Consider the following 19,625-nt stretch of genomic DNA (forward strand, 5'->3'; position numbering starts at 1 on the left):
TCCCTTTTTATATTTTTGCAACACTATGGCAAAACAAGAAGATTTATTTAAGAACGTAGTTTCGCATGCAAAAGAATACGGATTCATTTTCCCGTCAAGCGAAATTTACGATGGGTTAAGCGCAGTTTATGACTATGCTCAAAACGGAGTAGAATTAAAAAAGAACATCAGAGAATATTGGTGGAAAGCCATGGTGCAAATGCATGAGAATATTGTTGGTCTTGATGCCGCAATCTTAATGCACCCCACCACATGGAAAGCTTCAGGTCACGTTGATGCTTTCAACGACCCATTGATTGACAACAAAGACTCTAAAAAAAGATACCGCGCCGATGTTTTAATTGAGGATTATGCCGAAAAATTAAACCTCAAAGCCAAAAAAGAAATCGAAAAAGCAAGAGAACGTTTTGGCGACTCTTTTGACGAGGAACAATATAAAACTACCAATCCACGGGTAATGGAGTATCTTGCTAAAGAGCGAGAAATTCTAGAACGAATGGGAAAATCACTGGGTAACGGCGATTTAGAAGATGTAAAAGCCCTAATCGAAGAATTAGAAATTGCTGACCCAGAAACAGGTTCAAGAAACTGGACTGAAGTGCGTCAATTTAATTTGATGTTCGGGACAAAACTAGGTGCTTCTGCTGAAAATGCCATGGATTTATACCTTCGCCCTGAAACGGCGCAAGGAATATTCGTTAACTTCCTTAACGTACAAAAAACTGGTAGAATGAAAATTCCGTTTGGAATTGCACAAACAGGAAAAGCGTTCCGTAACGAAATCGTAGCGCGGCAATTCATTTTCCGTATGCGCGAATTTGAACAAATGGAAATGCAATTCTTTGTAAAACCAGGCGAAGAAATGAAATGGTATGAATACTGGAAAACAACTCGTTTAAATTGGCATTTATCATTAGGTTTAGGAAAAGGAAATTACCGTTTTCACGACCACGAAAAATTAGCCCATTATGCCAATGCAGCAGCTGATATTGAGTTTAATTTCCCATTTGGTTTTAAAGAATTAGAAGGCATTCACTCTAGAACCGACTTCGATTTGAAAGCACACGAACAATATTCTGGTAAAAAATTACAATATTTTGATACCGAAACCAATACTAACTACGTACCTTATGTAGTAGAAACGTCAGTTGGACTGGATAGAATGTTCTTGGCCGTTTTTGCAACCTCTTTACAAGAAGAAACGTTGGAAGATGGTTCTACTAGAACGGTTTTGCGTTTACCAAGTGTATTAGCGCCTACTAAAGCGGCTGTACTTCCATTAGTAAAAAAAGATGGATTGCCAGAAGTAGCTCAAAAAATCATTGAAGATCTAAAATGGGATTTCAACGTTGCCTATGACGAAAAAGATGCCGTGGGAAGACGTTACCGCAGACAAGATGCATTGGGAACACCTTATTGTATTACGGTTGACCACCAAACTTTGGAAGACGAAACTGTAACCATTCGTCATCGTGATACAATGCAACAAGACCGAGTAAAAATTGCGGATTTGAAAACCATTATAGGAAATGAAGTTTCCATGCGAAACTGGTTGCAAAAAATAGTTTAATTAAATTAACTATTCACATAAAATCCACTAAACGTAGTGGATTTTTTTATTCGCTTAAGGCATCCCAGCCCCTGGCTTTTAAAGGGATTTTTGTATTCGCCCTTGTGATAAGATGAATACCCTCACTTTCTTGTGTTAAATGACCAATAACAGTAAAGTTTGGATTGGCTTTTATCTTGTCAAAATCTTCTAAAGCAATAGTGAAAAGCAGCTCATAATCTTCACCGCCATTGATCGCCACTGTAGTTGAATCAATATTAAATTCCTCGCAAACATTGATAAACTGAGGATCAACGGGTATTTTTTCTTCATACAAATTACAACCCACTTTTGACTGCTTACAAATATGAATAATTTCTGAGGATAATCCATCAGATATATCAATCATGGAAGTTGGTTTTAAGTCTAGTTTTTCTAATAAAATTTTAATATCATGACGCGCTTCTGGTTTTAATTGACGCTCAATTAAGTAAGTGTAGGCGTCTAAATCGGGTTGGTTATTAGGATTTACTTGAAACACTTGTTTCTCGCGTTCTAAAACCTGCAATCCCATGTAGGCAGAACCTAAATCGCCGGTAACTACCAATAAATCTCCCTCTTTTGCGCCATTTCTATAAATGATTTCGTCTTCATTAGCTTCGCCAATAGCTGTTATAGAAATAATTAACCCTTTTTGTGACGAAGTGGTATCGCCTCCAATTACATCAACATTATAAAATTTAGCGGCCAATGTAATTCCGTCAAAAAGTTCTTCTAACGCTTCCAATGGAAAACGATTAGAAACGGCAACTGATACAGTTATTTGTGTAGCTTTGGCATTCATGGCACAAATATCAGAAACATTGACCACAACCGCCTTATAACCCAAATGACGTAACGGCATATAGGACAAATCAAAATGAACACCTTCAATCAACAAATCTGTGGATACAAGTATTTTTTTGTCCTTAAAATCTAAAACAGCGGCATCATCACCAATACTTTTTAATGTAGAAGGTTGTTTGACCTCAAAATTTTTGGTTAAATGCTCAATTAATCCAAATTCTCCTAATTGAGAAAGTGATGTGCGTTGCGGATTTTTATCTTCTATCATGATTTTTTTGGAAAAGCGTAAGCGCTAAAGTCTCTATTTTATTTATAAATTTTTAAGATTCCAAAGGTACAAAGTTTTTAATGCAAGATTTTTTGTTTTATTAGTTTCAGTTTTAGTATTTTTAAAAAATTAACTTTATTATGTAACAAACCTATTTTCTATATACAAATAGGAGTCAAAAATTATTAAATAACATAAGTATGAAATTGCAGATAAACAACTTAACAAAAACATATTCAAATGGTGTCAAAGCACTAGATAATCTTAATCTAGAAATTGGAACAGGAATGTTTGGATTGCTTGGGCCAAATGGTGCTGGAAAATCTTCCTTAATGCGAACCATTGCTACATTACAAAAACCTGACTCTGGCTCTATAGTTTTTGATGGTATTGATATTCTCAATAATCAAATGGATTTGAGAAAAGTACTGGGTTATTTACCACAAGAATTTGGTGTCTATCCGAGCATGTCTGCAGAAAGTTTACTGGATTATTTTGCACGTTTAAAAGGCATATCGCTACAGAAAGAACGCGACGCCATTGTTAAAGAAGTTTTGGAAGTTACCAATTTATATGACGTTAGAAAAAAATATGTAAGTGGCTATTCTGGCGGAATGAAACAACGTTTTGGAATTGCTCAATTATTATTAAATAACCCAAAGTTGATAATTGTAGACGAACCAACTGCAGGTTTGGATCCAGCAGAAAGACATCGTTTTTTAAATGTTTTGAGAGAAATAGGAACTAATAATACCGTTATCTTTTCTACACATATTGTTGATGACGTAAAAGAATTGTGTAACGAAATGGCAATACTAAACGGCGGGAAAATTTTAACTCAAAATACGCCAAAAGGTGCATCTGATAGCTTAAAGGGTAAAATATGGACAAAAGTTATTACCAGAGAAGAATTAGAACAAAATGAAAGTCAATTTAATGTAATTTCTTCAAATTATAATGATGATAATACGTTGAATATTAAAGTATATAGCGATGAAAAGCCAAGCGAGAGCTTTGTAATGGGCCAACCCCAGTTGGAAGATGTTTATTTTGTTGCACTAAAATCGGATCAATAAGATGTTTGGAACATTATTTACTTTCGAGCTAAAAAGATGGCTTAAAAATCCCACTTTTTATATTTTCTGCGCAATATTCTTTGCCTTATCCTTGTTTTTAATGGCAAGCTCATTGGGTGTTTTTGATAGTTTTAAAACGACTACTGTATCTAATACTTATTCAAATTCTCCTATTGCCATTAACAACATGTTGAACGCATTGTCGCTATTTATTTATTTCTTGTTACCAACCATCGTAGGCGCATCCGTTTATAGAGATTTTAAATACAATATGCATACCATATTGTTCTCTTATCCGTTTACCAAAAGCGATTATATGTTTGGTAAATTTTTGAGTTCAATAACAATAGTAATTTTAATTACGTTTTGTGCCGGTTTGGGATCATTTGTCGCTTGTTTTTTACCCAGTGTAAATCCAGATTTACTCGGGCCACATAAGTTTTCAGCGTATTGGCAGAGTTATCTAATTTTTATTATACCTAATATTTTGTTTTATGGCGTTATTATTTTTTCGGTAGTTACTATTACACGAAATGTTGTGGTTGGATTTATTTCTGTAATTGGTTTGTTTTTTATACAAGGTATTTTAGGCAATTTTACCGAAGAAGCTGAAAATAAATATTTGATTTCTTTGTTTGATCCATTTGGTTCAGACGCATTGAATTATTATACCAAGTATTGGACGGTTTTTGAAAAAAACGCCAATGATTTACCTTTTGAAGGTGCTTTAATTTACAATCGATTGATTTGGTTTGGAATATCGGTTCTGATTTTTATCTTAATTTATCGTTCCTTTTCTTTTTCACAAACGGCGCCTTCTTTGAGCAAAAGCAAAAACGAAGAACGTATTGTTAAAAATAATTTTGGAAGCATTACAAAAATTAATTTACCTAAAGTTTCCTTTGATTTTTCATTTCTACAACAACTAAAAACAGCTTGGAATTTATCCCATGTAGATTTAAAGTTTATGGTCAAAAACTGGGTGTTTATAGCAGTTATTATCGTGGGGCTGCTATTTGCATTTATAACGTTAAATTTTTCAGGGACAATTTTTGGTACAGAAACCTATCCTGTTACTTGGCAAATGCTTCAATTTGCTGGAGGAATTTTTAGCACGTTTATTAATATAATGACCTTTCTTTTTACGGGAATTATCATTCATCGAGGTAGAAATACTCGGATGAATTTTTTAATAGATGCAACGCCAACAAAAAACTGGGCAATGCTTTTATCGAAATTTATTGCCATTGTAAAAATGCAAATGATATTGTTATCCATTGTATTGGTTTCCGGGGTAATTTATCAGGCGTCAAATGGGTTTTTTGATTTTGAAGTTGGCCATTATTTATTTGAATTGTATGTGTTGATTTTATTCAATTGTATCGTTTGGGCGTTGTTAGCCATTTTTATACAATCATTATTAAAAAACTATCTTTTGGGCTTTTTCATTCTTTTGATTTTGTCTATCGGTTTGAGTTTCCTTCCCATATTTGGTATCGAACAACAAATTTTTGTTTTTAATAGCGATACCGGTTATTCTTATTCTGATATGAATGGTTACGGCCATCAATTGAATGTGTATTTTGTATATAAAACCTATTGGTTATTACTTGGAATTGTATTGTTTATTATCAGTTTGTTGTTTTATGTTCGTGGAATAGGGCAATCGGTTCGCGGCCGAATTTCGGATGCAAAAAAACGATTGACAAAACCTTTGGCTATCCCAATGCTTTTAGCTTTTGTTGGATTTATTGCCATCGGAAGTACTATTTATTATTATGATAACATCAAAAACGAAAATAAAACTGGCCAAGAAGTAGAATTGGAAATGGTGAACTGGGAGAAAAAATATAAAAAATACCAAAACAAACCTCAACCAAGAATTATCGATATCAATGTAGCTATGGACTTGTATCCAGAAGAACGTAATTATGTAGCAAAAGGAACCTATATTCTTAAAAATAAATCATCGGTAGTTATTGATACCATTTTTGTTGATTATAGGAAGGAAACAAAACTCGATTTCAATGCAAAAGTAAAATTGGTTTCTAAGGATACCGTCTATAATTTTAATATCTATCGATTGGAAAAACCTTTGCAACCCGGTGAAACGATTACATTAAATTTTCAAATAAAAAATAATCCCAATACAATTTTCGAGGATAATTCTCCGGTTCTCAAAAACGGAACATTCATAAATAATCAAAATTTCCCAAGTATTGGTTATAATGCAGATATAGAATTAACCGATGACGATTTGCGTAAAAAGTACGGATTAAAACCTAAAGATAGAATGCCGTTTCCAACCGATTCAATTGCAAGAAAAAATACCTACATAAGTAATGATGCTGATTGGATAAAGTTTGAAACCACAGTCAGTACGGCAGGTGACCAAATAGCCATTGCACCCGGATATCTTCAAAAACAATGGAAAAAAGAGGGAAGAAATTATTTTCATTACAAAATGGATCGTCCGATGCTCAATTTCTATGCCTATAATTCGGCACGTTACGAAATAAAACGCGACAAATGGAAAGGCATCAATATTGAAATTTATTACCATAAAGGACATGACTATAATGTAGCCCGAATGATTTCGGCTATTAAAAAATCCTTGGATTATTACACAAAAAATTTCAGTCCTTATCAGCATAAGCAAGTTCGAGTTATCGAATTTCCAAATACAATGGGAATGTTTGCACAGTCTTTTGCTAACACCATACCTTTCTCGGAAGCGATAGGTTTTATAGCTGCCGTTGATGATGAAAATGAAGATGCAGTAGATTATCCTTTCTCGGTTACTTCGCACGAAGTAGCACATCAATGGTTTGCTCATCAGGTAATTGGTGCCAATGTTCAAGGTGCCACCTTGCTTTCTGAAAGTTTATCCGAATACAGTTCACTAAAAGTTTTAGAACACACTTACGGGAAATCTCAAATGCGACGTTTCTTAAAAGATGCTTTAGATAAATATTTACAAGGACGAACTTTTGAAAGCGACAGAGAACAACCCTTAATGTATAATGAAAACCAGCAATACATTCATTACAACAAAGGTTCGTTAGTTCTTTATGCATTGAGTGATTATATCGGAGAACAAAAAATGAATAATGCCATAAAAGCATACATTCAAAAAGCGGCCTATCAAGAAGCGCCATATACCAATTCAATTGAGTTTGTATCGTATTTAAACCAAGCCACACCCGATAGTTTAAAGTATATAATTAATGACATGTTTGAAACCATTACTTTGTATGACAATAAAGTAACAGAGGCATCTTACAAAAAACTTAAAAACGGCAATTATGAAGTAACCATCAATTTTGATGTTACCAAATATAAAGCCAATGAAGAAGGAAAAAGAACGTTTAAAAACGAACAAGGAAAAATGCTTAAAGTAACCAAAAAAGGAAAAAAATACGCAACCGAATCCTATCCGTTGAATGATTATATCGAAGTTGGCGTTTTTGCAGAAAAAACGGTAAAAAATAAAAAGCGTGACAAAGAACTGTTTTTAAAGAAAGTAAAGGTAACGGGTATCGAAAATCAAATAAAACTCATTGTAAAAGAAAAACCACTTGAAGTTGGTGTTGATCCGTATAACAAATTAATTGATACTCAAAGTGACGACAATAGAATAAAGATATAAAGCTAAAGGTGAAACTTCGTTTCACCTTTTTCATCTTCTTAAAATACTGCTTATAATTATAATGAATAAAAAAATCAAATCACATGATTAAAATCATGAGATGTTTCCTTTATTAGCAGGACAAAATTCCGTTAAAAAAAACCCAATAACTTTCGCTATTAGGTTTCGTCTTTGTTCAAGTATCGTTTTCTATTCTCTTCTTAATCATTCAACTTCAACACTGCCATAAATGCTTCTTGCGGAATCTCTACATTTCCAACAAGTCGCATTCTCTTCTTTCCTTTTTTCTGTTTTTCGAGTAGTTTCCTTTTACGCGAAATATCGCCACCATAACATTTGGCGGTTACGTCTTTACGTAATGCTTTTATCGTTTCACGCGCGATAATTTTAGCTCCAATAGCCGCTTGGATAGGAATATCAAACTGTTGTCTTGGAATTAACTCACGTAATTTTTCACACATTTTTTTACCAATGTTATAGGCATTACTTTCGTGTATCAATGCCGATAGTGCATCTACCGATTGTGCGTTTAACAAAACATCTAATTTTACCAATTTGGAAGTTCTCATTCCAATTGGCGAATAATCAAATGAAGCATATCCTTTGGAAACAGTTTTCAATCTATCATAAAAATCGAATACAATTTCTGCCAGAGGCATATCAAAATTCAATTCTACTCTTTCGGTTGTCAAATACGTTTGATTGGTAATAACACCGCGCTTTTCAATACACAAGCTCATTACATTGCCAACATAATCGGCTTTGGTAATAATAGTTGCTTTAATAAAAGGTTCTTCCACACGGTCTAACTTGGATGGATCTGGCAAATCAGAGGGGTTGTTAATTACAAATGAAGTATCCGGTTCTTTTTTGGTGTAAGCCAAATAGGAAACGTTAGGAACCGTAGTAATTACCGTCATGTCGTATTCGCGTTCCAATCGTTCTTGAATAATTTCCAAGTGCAACATGCCTAAGAATCCACATCTAAAACCAAATCCCAAAGCAGCCGAACTTTCTGGCGTGAATACCAACGATGCGTCATTCAACTGCAGCTTCTCCATCGAGGCACGCAAATCTTCATAATCATCGGTATCTACAGGATAAATACCAGCGAAAACCATTGGCTTTACATCCTCAAAACCCGTAATCATATTTGTGGTTGGCGTTTTTGCGTCTGTTAAAGTATCACCAACTTTTACTTCTTTCGCTTCCTTGATTCCTGAAATCAAATACCCGACATCTCCTGTAGAAATAACATTTTTCGGAACCTGATTTAATTTTAAAGTTCCCACTTCATCGGCAAAATATTCATTGCCCGTAGCCATGAATTTAATCTTTTGCCCTTTACGAATTTCCCCATTTTTCACTCGGAAAATAACTTCAATGCCACGAAACGGATTGTAATGTGAATCAAAAATCAATGCTTGTAGTGGTTCGTCTTTATTTCCTTTTGGAGCAGGTATCTTTTCAATAATAGCGGCTAAAATATTTTCTACCCCAAAGCCAGTTTTTCCCGAAGCGTGAATAATATCCTCTAATTTACATCCTAATAAATCAATAATATCATCGCTAACTTCCTCGGGATTGGCACTTGGTAAATCTACTTTATTCAAAACGGGAATAATCTCTAAGTCGTTTTCTAAAGCCAAATACAAATTAGAAATAGTTTGTGCCTGAATACTTTGCGCGGCATCCACAATTAAAAGTGCTCCTTCGCAAGCTGCTATTGAACGTGAAACTTCATAAGAAAAATCAACGTGTCCAGGAGTGTCAATAAGGTTCAAGATATACTCTTCGCCTTTGTATTTATATTCCATTTGAATGGCATGACTCTTAATGGTAATTCCGCGTTCCCGTTCCAAGTCCATGTTGTCTAGCAATTGCGCTTTTTCCTCGCGAGCTGTAACAGTTTGGGTTGCCCCAAGAAGTCGGTCAGCAAGTGTGCTTTTTCCGTGGTCAATATGTGCAATAATGCAAAAATTTCTAATATGCTTCATCTTCGTAAATCTGTCTATTTTTTGGGTAAATACTTCCGTATTTAATAGGCAAATATAACGCAAAGTTTTTGATTGAAGATTGAAGAGTAACGAATGTTGATTGATGAATTGAATTCTTAAATCTAAAATCAACAATCATCATTCAACAATCTTTAGTATTTTTACAAAAAAATTATACCAATGCCCAAAATAGGCAATATCGAACTACCTGATTTCCCTTTACTTCTTGCGCCTATGGAAGACGTTAGCGATCCCCCATTTCGCAGACTTTGCAAACTGCATGGTGCCGATTTGATGTATTCTGAATTTATTTCTTCCGAAGGACTAATTCGTGATGCCATTAAAAGCCGAATGAAATTGGACATTTTTGATTATGAACGCCCTGTGGGTATTCAAATTTTTGGTGGTGATGAGGAAGCAATGGCTATGTCGGCCAGAATTGTTGATGCTGTTCAGCCCGATTTAATCGATATCAATTTTGGTTGCCCAGTAAAAAAAGTGGTTTGCAAAGGGGCAGGCGCCGGAGTTTTGAAAGATGTAGATTTGATGGTGCGTTTAACAAAAGCTGTTATCAAAGGAACCAATCTTCCTGTAACAGTAAAAACACGTTTAGGCTGGGATGAAAACTCTATCAATATTGATGAAGTGGCCGAAAGATTGCAGGATATTGGTGTGCAAGCATTAACGGTTCACGCAAGAACTCGAGCTCAAATGTATAAAGGTCACTCCGATTGGTCACACATTGCCCGAGTAAAAAATAATTCGAGAATTACGATGCCTATTTTTGGTAATGGAGATATCGATTCTCCTGAAAAAGCATTGGAATATAAAAATAAATTTGGGTTAGATGGAATGATGATTGGTAGAGCTGCTATTGGTTATCCATGGATTTTTAATGAAATCAAACATTATTTTAAAACTGGAGAACATTTAGCACAACCCACAATGCAAGACCGTGTAGAAGCCGCAAGAAATCATTTAACTTGGTCTATGGATTGGAAAGGTGAACGTGTTGGAATTGTTGAAATGCGTCGTCATTATACGAATTATTTCAAAGGTGTTTCCAACTTCAAAGAACACCGTTTGAAATTAGTTACCTTAGAAACTGCGGAAGCTTTGTATAAAGCTATAGATGAAATTCAGGAAATATATTCGGAGTATCAGTTTGCTTAATCTACTAATTTTTTAGTAACTCTACTACTTGCTATCCAACTAGAAACAACCCCTAGAGCAACAATCGTTGCAAAAACTAATACCACATTTTGAAAAGAAAAAACCACTGGATAAGCTAACGATTCCGTAATCATCACTAATTTAAATTGTTGCTGTAGTAATACTATTCCTATTCCAAGGACTAATCCTATAATTCCTCCCAAGACACTCAACAAGGAACCTTGAAGTAGAAATATTTTTTTCAAATCTTTGATTTCTGACCCTAAATTGAATAGTGTTTTTAAATTGCTTTTTTTATCTAATATCATCATGATTAATGCTCCAATAAGATTAAACAAAGCAATAATAATGACTAAAGTAAAAATAAGATATACCGCAATGTTTTCGGTGTTTAGCATTTTATAGAGCGTTGCATTTTGTTGCGCTCTGTTTTTAATGGCTACTTTATTTTGAAAAATAAGATTTAGTTTTTCTATAATTGCGGATTCGTCAGCATTATTTTTAGTCTTAATTTCTATTCCCGAAACCTCATTGGGTTTTAGTTCTAATAAATCTTGTGCTAAAGGCAAATCACAAAAAACAAACTTACTGTCTAAATCTTCGCTAATAGCATAAATCCCTACGGGAATCAAATTTGATTTATAAAAGGCTTCTTCCTCACTTTCAATTACGCCTTTGCCTTTTCGTGGCACATATACTTCAAATGGATTATTAAAATCAAAAAGACCAAGAGATAGTTTTTGTGAAATTCCGTAGCCAACCACCACTTGAAAGGTATTGGGTTTTAACCATTGCCCATTGAAAATGTTTTTTTGAGAAAGTATGTTTGTTTTAGTAAAATTAGCATCAACCCCTTTCAAATAAGTAACTACTTCTTTCCCATTAAAAAAGAAAAGCACTCGCTCTTCGACCACTTTACTATAGGAGGCTATACCGTCAATTTGCTTGAGTTGATTTTCTTGATTTGGAGAAATGAAGAACGTTTTTCCAAGAATAGTATTGACTTTTAAATCAGGATCAAAATCATTGGAAAACGACAAGCTAAAATCCCTTAACCCACTGAAAACAGAAAGCACTACGAATAACGCCATGGCGCCCACAATAATTCCTAGCGAAGCAATACCCGTAATTATATTAATAGCATTGTTATTGCTTTTACTAAAAAGATATCTTTTGGCTATGTAAAGTGGGAAGTTCACTTAGAATTTCTTGCGTTTTTCTAAAAGTTCACGGTTCTCAATTGGATTTTCTTTCCCTGCCAGAGCATTGTCTATTTTTTCAATATAATCTAAAGAATCATCAATATAAAAAGCAAGATTGGGCACTTTTCGGAGTTGCAATTTTACACGTTGTGACAAATCGTGTTTGATTAATGGCGCGTTAGTCTTGATTGCTTCTAGCAAATCTTTTGCCTTGTCTTGAGGAAACACACTTAAATAGACTTTCGCAATGGATAAGTCAGTAGTAACGGTTACTTTAGAAACAGAAATCACTAAATTGGTAATTCCGTTTTTACGTATTTCTCCCTGAAGGATATCTACCAAATCTTTTTGTAATACGTTGCCAATTTTTTTCTGTCTGTTTGTTTCCATGCGGCAAAAATACAATTTTAAATTTTTGTTACCTTTGTTATGCAAAAACAAAATCAAAAATGCGCAAAATAGAACATATTGGTATTGCAGTCAACAATTTAGAAACCTCCAATTTACTTTTTGAAAAACTATTCGGAAATCCACCCTATAAACAAGAAGAAGTTACGAGCGAGGGAGTAAAAACTTCTTTTTTTTGGAATGGCCCCAACAAAATTGAACTATTGGAAGCCACCAACGCGGAAAGTCCTATTGCCAAATTTATTGAAAAAAAGGGAGAAGGCATTCATCATATTGCGTTTGAGGTAGAAGATATAATTGCTGAAATAGCTCGTTTGCAAAAAGAAGGATTTATTGTTTTAAATGAAATCCCAAAAAAAGGAGCCGATAACAAGTTAGTAGCTTTTTTACATCCTAAAGGAACAAACGGTGTTTTGATTGAGCTTTGTCAAGAAATCCAATAAAAATAGTTGCATCGATTAAAAAATAATGGTAATATTGCACCTCCAATAGAGGTCCTATAGCTCAGTTGGTTAGAGCACCTGACTCATAATCAGGTGGTCCCTGGTTCGAGCCCAGGTGGGACCACAACAAAACCCTTGTAAGTATCAGTATTTACAAGGGTTTCTTATTAAAAAGTTGAGCAAAAAGTTGAGCAAAACCGAATGCTCAACTATTATTTTCTACTTTCATAATGTTATAATTTAGTTAGTTGTTTTCTATAATGTGAAGTGTTTTCTAATAAAAATCTGCTTTCTTCATCTAATCCAAGTTATTCTATTTTTCAAAATTAAGAACATAAAAAAGTCCCCAGCGATCACTCTGGGGACATAATCCTGATTTCACAAATCAGTAATACCAAAAGGGAATGAGAACGCTACTTTTTAACTAAAACAACCCTTTTATAAATTGGTATTTCTTTTCAAACTTATTTTCTTCGTTGTTTAATTCTTTTGTTTTTGTGAGTCTTACAGCAACATTCTTTATTTTAATCATAAAATATATTGAAAGAAATACAAAAACGATAATCATGAGTGCCAATACTTGTGTCATTTCTATAAGTTTTAATTAATTAATATTGATTGAATATTATTATTGATGTGAATACTATCGCTACTGCTATTGGAAAGACATAAAATAATTTTGACATGCTAATTTATTTAATAGTTAAAATATATTCTGAAACTTGGTCTAATTCTTCTTGTTTTAATTGTGGAAAACCTGGCATTTGTGGTGCGTCTGCTCTTTTTTTGCCTGGTTTTTTGATCCAACTTTGTAACCCTGCTTTATTTCCTTTGTATATGGAAGCCATTTCAATAACTGGCGGACCTACTAATTTTACATCGGGTTTGTGACAAGCCGTACAGTTTTGTTTGAATACGTTTTCTCCTTTTTGTGCATCCGTTAAATTTGCTGTACTTTCTTGTGCTTTCGCTTCTTTACTTTTTGCAATGGCGTCTTTTTTAATTTGTTGGAATTCATCTGTTTTTAAACGAACTAATTCACGGTGTTTTTCTAAAGCGTTCGATCTGTATATTTGACGACCAGAACCCATAAAGACAACAGTAATTGTCATTAAAATCAATACTTTTTTAAAATCTTTATCAATGGTTCTTTCGTCTCCCTGAATTCCTTTCCACATCATCCACATTGCAGGAATGGCAATTGCTGCACCTGTAAAAATTACCAAAACTAAATTCCAACCTAATCCTTTAGAAGGTAATGTTAATAATACTAATGGACCAATTAAAAATTGAATAACCGAAGCTACTAATGTTAATGAATAACCTTTTTTCTTTAATTCGTAGCGAGAAAAAGTTGGAAAAATAGTATCAAACGGATAGTTCTTTCTTCCCATATACCAATGCAAAAATAAACCTGTAATTGATAAAGAGGCAAAAATGAAATGAAAGTATCTTGGAAAAACATTCGGTAATGTCATTGCACTAAAAAAACCTTTGACTAATGCCCATTTTTCTGGAAACAGCATCAAATTAATGTTGGTTAGAAATATGAACGGAATAAACAAAAAAATGATTACTGCAACAGCTAAAATTGAGATATGTACTGGTTTATTATTTTCTAATAATTTCCAAGTGTATTTGTGTAAATAAGTTAGTAAAAATGCAACGGTTACCAAAGGAATAACCGCTATCCACATTAAACCTGTCAATGCATTTGCCGAATAAAAATAAACCGTATAAAGTACATTAATACTTAACAAAGGGGCTATACCCATTACTACAGCAATACTTTTATTCACTGTAATTGTAGTGGCTATTTCATGCGCTAAAATATCGTATTCTTTGTTTTTTAATCCTTTTATTTGTGACCAAAGCGTTAGCAATGAACCACCAACCATTAAGTTTACAAATAAAATATGTACCAAAAAAGAAATTACAAGTATGACAACTAACAACCATTCTGGCAATGGTAATGGTAACGGTAAATCTTTAGGTACTGGTGTAACGCTTTGTAATGCTATAAATAAACTATGAAACATTCTATTTGGATTTATTGATTAGGGCTGATGCCGAATTATTTGGATTTACAGAAATACCTTCTTCTTGTGCTCCTTCTAAAACATCGCCTGTTTGTTGTAAATATTTTATGTAGGTGGCTAATGCTTCTGCTTCTTTTTCATTACCTGGAAATTCGGGCATGAAATTCCTTGCAGTGTGCATATTAGGCATGTAAGCTGCCATTGAAGCCACATCTAATGGTTTACCAGTGCTGCCGTACATTCTATCAAAAACATCAAGAATGCTATTTACACCTTGTGCTGTATGACATCGACTACAAGCTATAGTAAATACATTTTTACCAGCTTCAATTTTGTTATCTTCTGTTACTTCGTTTACTGAAGTGTACGTAGCGTGCTTTAAAATACCATCTTGTTTATAAACTACATAATCATCTTCTAATAATAAATTAGAATACATATATTGTCCGATTACATAAGGTTTTCTGATAAATTCTCTTACTCTTTCAAAGAAACCTAAGTAGGCGATGGCTGTAATTACAGGAATAATAACCATGTAAGGTTTTAATACTTTCGTTTTATACACTCCAATAATTCCAACAAATAAAGTAAAACCAACTCCGCCTGCCACAAAATATTTTAGTAAATCGTAGTATTGAGAAAATGCAATTGTTCCCACTGCAGTACTCATGTTAGCAGTCATAGCTTCGGGGATAGCATTATAGTAGATATAAGCTCCAATTAATGATATTGGTGCCCAAAGTAATAACCATTTTGAAGCATATTTTACAGCATTCAAGCGCAAATTACTTCCTGCTTTTGTGAATAGTGTAATTAATAGCATACCAAATATTCCTGCCACAAGCATTGCAGTTGGTGTTCTAAAAAGTAATTGTGGCAAATAAATTGGATTTGTAAATCCGTTTAGTAAACTTTTGTTGGTTTCCCAATTGCCAGGATCCATCATAAATCCGAGAATGGAAACGATAATTGCCATGGTTATCCAAGAGAAAATACTCAAATACCAACCAAAATTAATATGCCTGATTTTTGCTTTTAAAGATGAATTACTATTTTTCCAAGTAAGAAAGTAAATCATAATTAATACTACTTCGGTAACAAAAACAAGCCATTCTATGAACCAAGCCCAATAAAAAACTCGAATTAAACTTCCAATTGAAGCTGGACTAACTAATGCAACCGAAAACCAAATTCCAACTCCAGTCATGGCACCGATAGTAGTTGTGATAATAAAAGCTACTTTCATTATTTTGTATACCATGTTATCCCATTCTAAATCGGTGATTTTGTCTTGACCACTACGAGAGACACCTCGTTGTTCTAACCAAGTAACAAAAGGCATAAAACCCACAGCTAAACCGTGGTTGATAATAACGTGTAGAATGGCGATGATTGCGATAAGCATTCTATTATTGAGCCAGTCTAAATGAAACATTGGAAAATCCATAACAAAAAAAAATTTAATGGTACAAATTTCATTTAGTTGTGCGTTAAAAACTAAAAACAAAAAAGCAGGAAGTTTCGAAAAACGTTACTGCTTACTTTGATAAAAGTGCCTTGTTTGTTGAAATTTACACTTGTTAATTTAGATTTTCAATTCTAAAGTTTTACTTTTTAGCCAAGTACATTTCAGGATTTTTCAAAAACTCATCTTTACACATTTTAGCACAGAAACCATAAAGTTTTCCTTTGTAATGTGTGGTATCGCTAACTCCGTATTTAGTAATATCCATTTTACAATAAAAATCGATTTTGTTATCGTATTTTAATTTGTTTAGTGGATTCTTTGGTTCAATAACGCTAGTAGTTTCTTTCACTACGTTGGCTTCTTTTTTGTTGCAACTGTAAGCTATTACAATTAACAACAGATAGATAAGTTTTTTCATTTTATACTTTTTTATTAATGATGGTCTTCGTTACTACATAATCCGATGATCTCATGAAAAACATCATGTAATTTTGATAATGCTTCAGTAATTTCTTTGTCGGATTTTTTGTTTTTCACTAATTTGTCTAGTTTCTTGCTATCGATTTCTAGTTTCTTAACCGCAGCCACAACTTCTTTTGAATTAAACTCTGCAGGAATAATCGATTTTGCTAATAACTCGGCTTTTTGAACCATTTCTCCGCTACGTTCTTTAATTGGTTGCAAGTTGCCTTCTTCACTAGGATGAAAGGTTTGTGACATTACTTGATGAAAATCTTTTAAAGCTTGCCAATCATCAAATTTCCCTTTCTTTTTAGGAGTAGCTGTTTTGTAGTAGTTACTTACCTCGTTCCAATTAATCACATTCCAAATTGCAGTTAAATAATCTGCTCGTTTGTTTTGATATTTTAAATAATAGGCGTGTTCCCAAACATCAATTCCTAAAATAGGCATTCCTTTATTTTCGGCTACATCCATTAATGGGTTATCTTGATTAGCCGTTGTGCAAATGGCAAGTTTTCCTTCTTGACCTACGTATAACCAAACCCAACCTGAACCAAAACGAGAAGTGGCAGCTGCATTCACTTTTTCTTTTAAGGCTTCTAAACTTCCAAAAGTTTCATTAATTGCCTTTTCTAAATCGGCAGATGGCTTGGTGTTTTTTTCTGGGGTAAGAATTGACCAAAAGAATTCGTGGTTAAAATGCCCTCCAGCATTGTTTCGTATTGTAGGACTTAATTTAGAAACATTGGCAAAAACTTCTGTAATGGTCATTTTTTCAGCATCTGTTCCAATGACAGCAGTATTTAAGTTTTTCACATAAGATGCATGATGTTTGCTGTAATGGATCTCCATTGTTTGTGCATCAATAAATGGTTCTAAAGCATTGTAATTATATGGCAATGGCTTTTGTGTAAACTGCGCTGATACTGAAACACAGATTAATAAGAGAACGGATAAAATTTGATTTTTTTTCATTGTTTTAAATGTTAATTGTTGTTTAATGACTTGCATTTTTTCTGAATTGTTCTGGTGTTGTACATGTTTGCTTTTTGAAGAAGGTTATAAAATAGGATACATTTTCGAAACCTAAATCGTGCGCTATTTCATTTATTGATAGATTGGTGTAATGTAAAAGTCGTTGTGCTTCTATCGTTATTCTTTTTCTAACAATATCACCTGCTGTTTTACTTGCTTCGCTTTTGCAAATTTTGTTAAGATAATTGGGTGTTACGTGTAACTTTTCGGCATAGAATGAAGGCATTTTATTTTCTCTAAAATGTTGTTCTACTAATTTTTCAAATTCTTTTACTTTTTCGTTTTTGCTATTATGTGTTTTCGTAATTATTTGTGGATTGTAAATGCGTTCCAGTTGAACTAATAAAATGTTCAGATAGGAACGAAGTACTTTTGTCTTGTCTTTGAGTATCGCACTATATTCATACTCAAATAATTCAAAAAATGTTTGTAAATGTTCTTTTTGAAACGAATTTAAAGACATATAAGGTTTACAACCATTCTCAAAAAACGAAAAATCATTTAAAGAGTTATTGTTGTAACGCAATGAAAAAAACGTCTCGGTAAACGAAATAATTTTGCCTGATGTATCGGGATGTAAATTTATTTTGAAAATACAATTAGGTTGAATAATAACAACTTTAGGGCAATTAAAATAAATTTTATGATTATCAATTTCAATTTCACCATGGCAAGAATCTAAAAACAAAATTGAATAAAAATCTTGTTTGTGTGATTCTTCAACGAATGGAAATTTAGTATTAAATCCTTTTAGGGAATCATAAAAAATATCATAATTACTGTTGCTAAAATCCCCCAAATTGCAAATCGAGATTAAACTTGATTGCATAATTGGTTAGTTTTAAATTAATAATTACTTTGAATTATTAAACTAACTCGGGTGGATTTTCAAAACTGAAAAGGAAGGAAGTGTATTTAGTTGTTTTATGATAACTAAATTTATTTTTTAAAATGCTTTCAGAATATTTTGGTGTTTGGATTACAACAAAATGTGGAGCAATGAAAATACTGTCTTTTTCTATTGTAGTTATATTTTTCTTATTCTCATTTTGTTCTTTATTCAATTCTTTAGTAAGGAAACATTGCCCTTTACACGTTGGTATTTTATCAAATCTATTGATACATAAATTGGATGCAATATATTCTCTGTTTATTTGAAATGAAGTTATTATCCATAAACTTTTTGTCGTTTGGACGGTAAAAATAAAAAGAAAAAAAATGACAATTACTTTTTTCATTTCATCTATTCTTTTAATAATAATTTTATATCATTAATCAAACGTTTTGTTTCGTCAGGATTTGTTCCATCATAAACTCCTCGAATGTATCTGTTTTCGTCAACCAATAAAAGTCCACCACCATGAACTAAACCACCTGGTTCTTTTACATCTGGATAAGCTGTTGTAAAATAACTTTTTGTTGCAATACTAAAAATACTGTCTTTGTTGCCTGTTACAAAATACCAGTTTTCATTTAATTTTAATGAAGATTTATACAGTTTCAATTTTTTTATACTGTCTCTTTCAGGGTCAATAGTGTGTGATAAATAATTGACTTTCGGATTATTTTTATAAATTTCATAAACTTTATTAAGTTCAAAATTCATTTTTGGACAAATTGTAGGGCAAGAAAGAAAAATAAAATCGGCAACGTAGATTTTATTTTCAAAAGTATTATTGGTTATAACAGAGCTGTCTTGATCTATGAATGAAAAGTCTTTAATTTTAGAGTATAAGGTATCATTACCCTTAATAATCGGATTGCCTAAAAAAGGTAATCTTTTGGGTTTTTGAGAACAACCTATAGTTATTAATAAAAATAAAAACCAAATGCTTTTTTTCATTTGGCAAATATAAGCATTTGTGTAGTTTTATGAAAATTTGAAGTAGGCAAATCCAAAATCAAATTTTAATGCAGATTTTTTTTAATTTTATAAAGTTCAATGCCATAATCTTCCCAGGTGGGACCAAAATAATAGAAAGACCTCACTTACCTGTGAGGTCTTTTTTG

15 protein-coding genes, 1 tRNA gene and 1 pseudogene are annotated in these 19,625 nt (G+C 33.0%); 6 read left to right on the plus strand and 11 right to left on the minus strand.

Translation table 11 applies throughout. The features are described from left to right. The first annotated feature begins 25 nt into the window (after positions 1-25). On the plus strand, positions 26-1,570 hold the full coding sequence (locus ACOYLT_RS01745) for a glycine--tRNA ligase (protein WP_422852118.1): 1,545 nt from the start codon (positions 26-28) through the stop codon (positions 1,568-1,570). Between the two features lie 46 nt (positions 1,571-1,616). Here ACOYLT_RS01745 and thiL read toward each other — a convergent pair whose 3' ends face one another. Then, positions 1,617-2,663, minus strand: a complete 1,047-nt coding sequence (gene thiL, locus ACOYLT_RS01750) for a thiamine-phosphate kinase (RefSeq protein WP_422852119.1) — start codon at positions 2,661-2,663, stop codon at positions 1,617-1,619. Positions 2,664-2,863: 200 nt separating this feature from the next. Here thiL and ACOYLT_RS01755 point away from each other — a divergent pair, with 200 nt between their 5' ends. Next, positions 2,864-3,739 (plus strand): ABC transporter ATP-binding protein, encoded by an 876-nt coding sequence (locus tag ACOYLT_RS01755; RefSeq protein WP_422852120.1) that lies wholly within the window; start codon positions 2,864-2,866, stop codon positions 3,737-3,739. Between the two features lies 1 nt (position 3,740). Next, positions 3,741-7,388, plus strand: coding sequence for an ABC transporter permease/M1 family aminopeptidase (locus ACOYLT_RS01760; RefSeq protein ID WP_422852121.1), 3,648 nt, complete (start codon positions 3,741-3,743; stop codon positions 7,386-7,388). Between the two features lie 200 nt (positions 7,389-7,588). On the opposite strand, the gene lepA is transcribed toward ACOYLT_RS01760, so the two are convergent. Continuing rightward, positions 7,589-9,385 (minus strand): translation elongation factor 4, encoded by a 1,797-nt coding sequence (gene lepA / locus ACOYLT_RS01765; protein ID WP_422852122.1) that lies wholly within the window; start codon positions 9,383-9,385, stop codon positions 7,589-7,591. Between the two features lie 180 nt (positions 9,386-9,565). Here lepA and dusB point away from each other — a divergent pair, with 180 nt between their 5' ends. Then, positions 9,566-10,558, plus strand: coding sequence for a tRNA dihydrouridine synthase DusB (dusB, locus tag ACOYLT_RS01770; protein WP_422852123.1), 993 nt, complete (start codon positions 9,566-9,568; stop codon positions 10,556-10,558). Here dusB and ACOYLT_RS01775 read toward each other — a convergent pair. Further along, positions 10,555-11,757, minus strand: a complete 1,203-nt coding sequence (locus ACOYLT_RS01775; RefSeq protein ID WP_422852124.1) for an ABC transporter permease — start codon at positions 11,755-11,757, stop codon at positions 10,555-10,557. The genes dusB and ACOYLT_RS01775 overlap by 4 nt on opposite strands. Further along, positions 11,758-12,150 carry a 30S ribosome-binding factor RbfA gene (rbfA, locus tag ACOYLT_RS01780; protein WP_422852125.1) on the minus strand — a complete coding sequence of 131 codons (393 nt, stop codon included), beginning with the start codon at positions 12,148-12,150 and terminating at the stop codon, positions 11,758-11,760. It lies immediately after the preceding gene. A gap of 59 nt (positions 12,151-12,209) precedes the next feature. Here rbfA and mce point away from each other — a divergent pair, with 59 nt between their 5' ends. Together mce and ACOYLT_RS01790 are read left to right on the plus strand one after the other, a co-directional pair. Next, positions 12,210-12,611 (plus strand): methylmalonyl-CoA epimerase, encoded by a 402-nt coding sequence (gene mce / locus ACOYLT_RS01785; protein WP_422852126.1) that lies wholly within the window; start codon positions 12,210-12,212, stop codon positions 12,609-12,611. Positions 12,612-12,661: 50 nt separating this feature from the next. Continuing rightward, positions 12,662-12,735: transfer RNA gene (locus ACOYLT_RS01790), tRNA-Ile, on the plus strand. A gap of 568 nt (positions 12,736-13,303) precedes the next feature. On the opposite strand, the gene ACOYLT_RS01795 is transcribed toward ACOYLT_RS01790, so the two are convergent. The 7 genes and pseudogenes from ACOYLT_RS01795 to ACOYLT_RS01825 form a co-directional block, all read right to left on the minus strand. Beyond that, on the minus strand, positions 13,304-14,650 hold the full coding sequence (locus ACOYLT_RS01795; protein ID WP_422852127.1) for a c-type cytochrome: 1,347 nt from the start codon (positions 14,648-14,650) through the stop codon (positions 13,304-13,306). A gap of 1 nt (position 14,651) precedes the next feature. Continuing rightward, positions 14,652-16,097, minus strand: coding sequence for a c-type cytochrome (locus tag ACOYLT_RS01800; protein WP_422852128.1), 1,446 nt, complete (start codon positions 16,095-16,097; stop codon positions 14,652-14,654). 160 nt (positions 16,098-16,257) lie between these two features. Further along, complete coding sequence (locus ACOYLT_RS01805) at positions 16,258-16,536, minus strand: YHS domain-containing protein (RefSeq protein WP_422852129.1); 279 nt, start codon at positions 16,534-16,536, stop codon at positions 16,258-16,260. Between the two features lie 350 nt (positions 16,537-16,886). After that, positions 16,887-17,555: pseudogene (locus ACOYLT_RS01810) on the minus strand (superoxide dismutase); the annotation flags it as partial. A 22-nt stretch (positions 17,556-17,577) separates the two neighbouring features. Next, positions 17,578-18,444 carry a helix-turn-helix domain-containing protein gene (locus tag ACOYLT_RS01815; protein ID WP_422852130.1) on the minus strand — a complete coding sequence of 289 codons (867 nt, stop codon included), beginning with the start codon at positions 18,442-18,444 and terminating at the stop codon, positions 17,578-17,580. A gap of 37 nt (positions 18,445-18,481) precedes the next feature. Next, complete coding sequence (locus ACOYLT_RS01820) at positions 18,482-18,853, minus strand: hypothetical protein (protein ID WP_422852131.1); 372 nt, start codon at positions 18,851-18,853, stop codon at positions 18,482-18,484. Between the two features lie 5 nt (positions 18,854-18,858). After that, the gene (locus ACOYLT_RS01825) at positions 18,859-19,458 is read right to left on the minus strand and encodes an SCO family protein (RefSeq protein ID WP_422852132.1); all 600 of its coding nucleotides are present in this window, start codon (positions 19,456-19,458) and stop codon (positions 18,859-18,861) included. Positions 19,459-19,625: the final 167 nt, after the last annotated feature.

The organism is Flavobacterium sp., assembly GCF_049318185.1.
Taxonomy (GTDB): Bacteria; Bacteroidota; Bacteroidia; order Flavobacteriales; family Flavobacteriaceae; genus Flavobacterium.

What these genes read in the sequence shown, in the direction of transcription:
- ACOYLT_RS01745 (WP_422852118.1), top strand. Translation starts at nt 26, where the DNA reads ATGGCAAAACAAGAAGATTTATTTAAGAACGTAGTTTCGCATGCAAAA.
- thiL (WP_422852119.1), bottom strand. Translation starts at nt 2,663, where the DNA reads ATGATAGAAGATAAAAATCCGCAACGCACATCACTTTCTCAATTAGGA.
- ACOYLT_RS01755 (WP_422852120.1), top strand. Translation starts at nt 2,864, where the DNA reads ATGAAATTGCAGATAAACAACTTAACAAAAACATATTCAAATGGTGTC.
- ACOYLT_RS01760 (WP_422852121.1), top strand. Translation starts at nt 3,741, where the DNA reads ATGTTTGGAACATTATTTACTTTCGAGCTAAAAAGATGGCTTAAAAAT.
- lepA (WP_422852122.1), bottom strand. Translation starts at nt 9,385, where the DNA reads ATGAAGCATATTAGAAATTTTTGCATTATTGCACATATTGACCACGGA.
- dusB (WP_422852123.1), top strand. Translation starts at nt 9,566, where the DNA reads ATGCCCAAAATAGGCAATATCGAACTACCTGATTTCCCTTTACTTCTT.
- rbfA (WP_422852125.1), bottom strand. Translation starts at nt 12,150, where the DNA reads ATGGAAACAAACAGACAGAAAAAAATTGGCAACGTATTACAAAAAGAT.
- mce (WP_422852126.1), top strand. Translation starts at nt 12,210, where the DNA reads ATGCGCAAAATAGAACATATTGGTATTGCAGTCAACAATTTAGAAACC.
- ACOYLT_RS01795 (WP_422852127.1), bottom strand. Translation starts at nt 14,650, where the DNA reads ATGTTTCATAGTTTATTTATAGCATTACAAAGCGTTACACCAGTACCT.
- ACOYLT_RS01800 (WP_422852128.1), bottom strand. Translation starts at nt 16,097, where the DNA reads ATGGATTTTCCAATGTTTCATTTAGACTGGCTCAATAATAGAATGCTT.
- ACOYLT_RS01805 (WP_422852129.1), bottom strand. Translation starts at nt 16,536, where the DNA reads ATGAAAAAACTTATCTATCTGTTGTTAATTGTAATAGCTTACAGTTGC.
- ACOYLT_RS01815 (WP_422852130.1), bottom strand. Translation starts at nt 18,444, where the DNA reads ATGCAATCAAGTTTAATCTCGATTTGCAATTTGGGGGATTTTAGCAAC.
- ACOYLT_RS01820 (WP_422852131.1), bottom strand. Translation starts at nt 18,853, where the DNA reads ATGAAAAAAGTAATTGTCATTTTTTTTCTTTTTATTTTTACCGTCCAA.
- ACOYLT_RS01825 (WP_422852132.1), bottom strand. Translation starts at nt 19,458, where the DNA reads ATGAAAAAAAGCATTTGGTTTTTATTTTTATTAATAACTATAGGTTGT.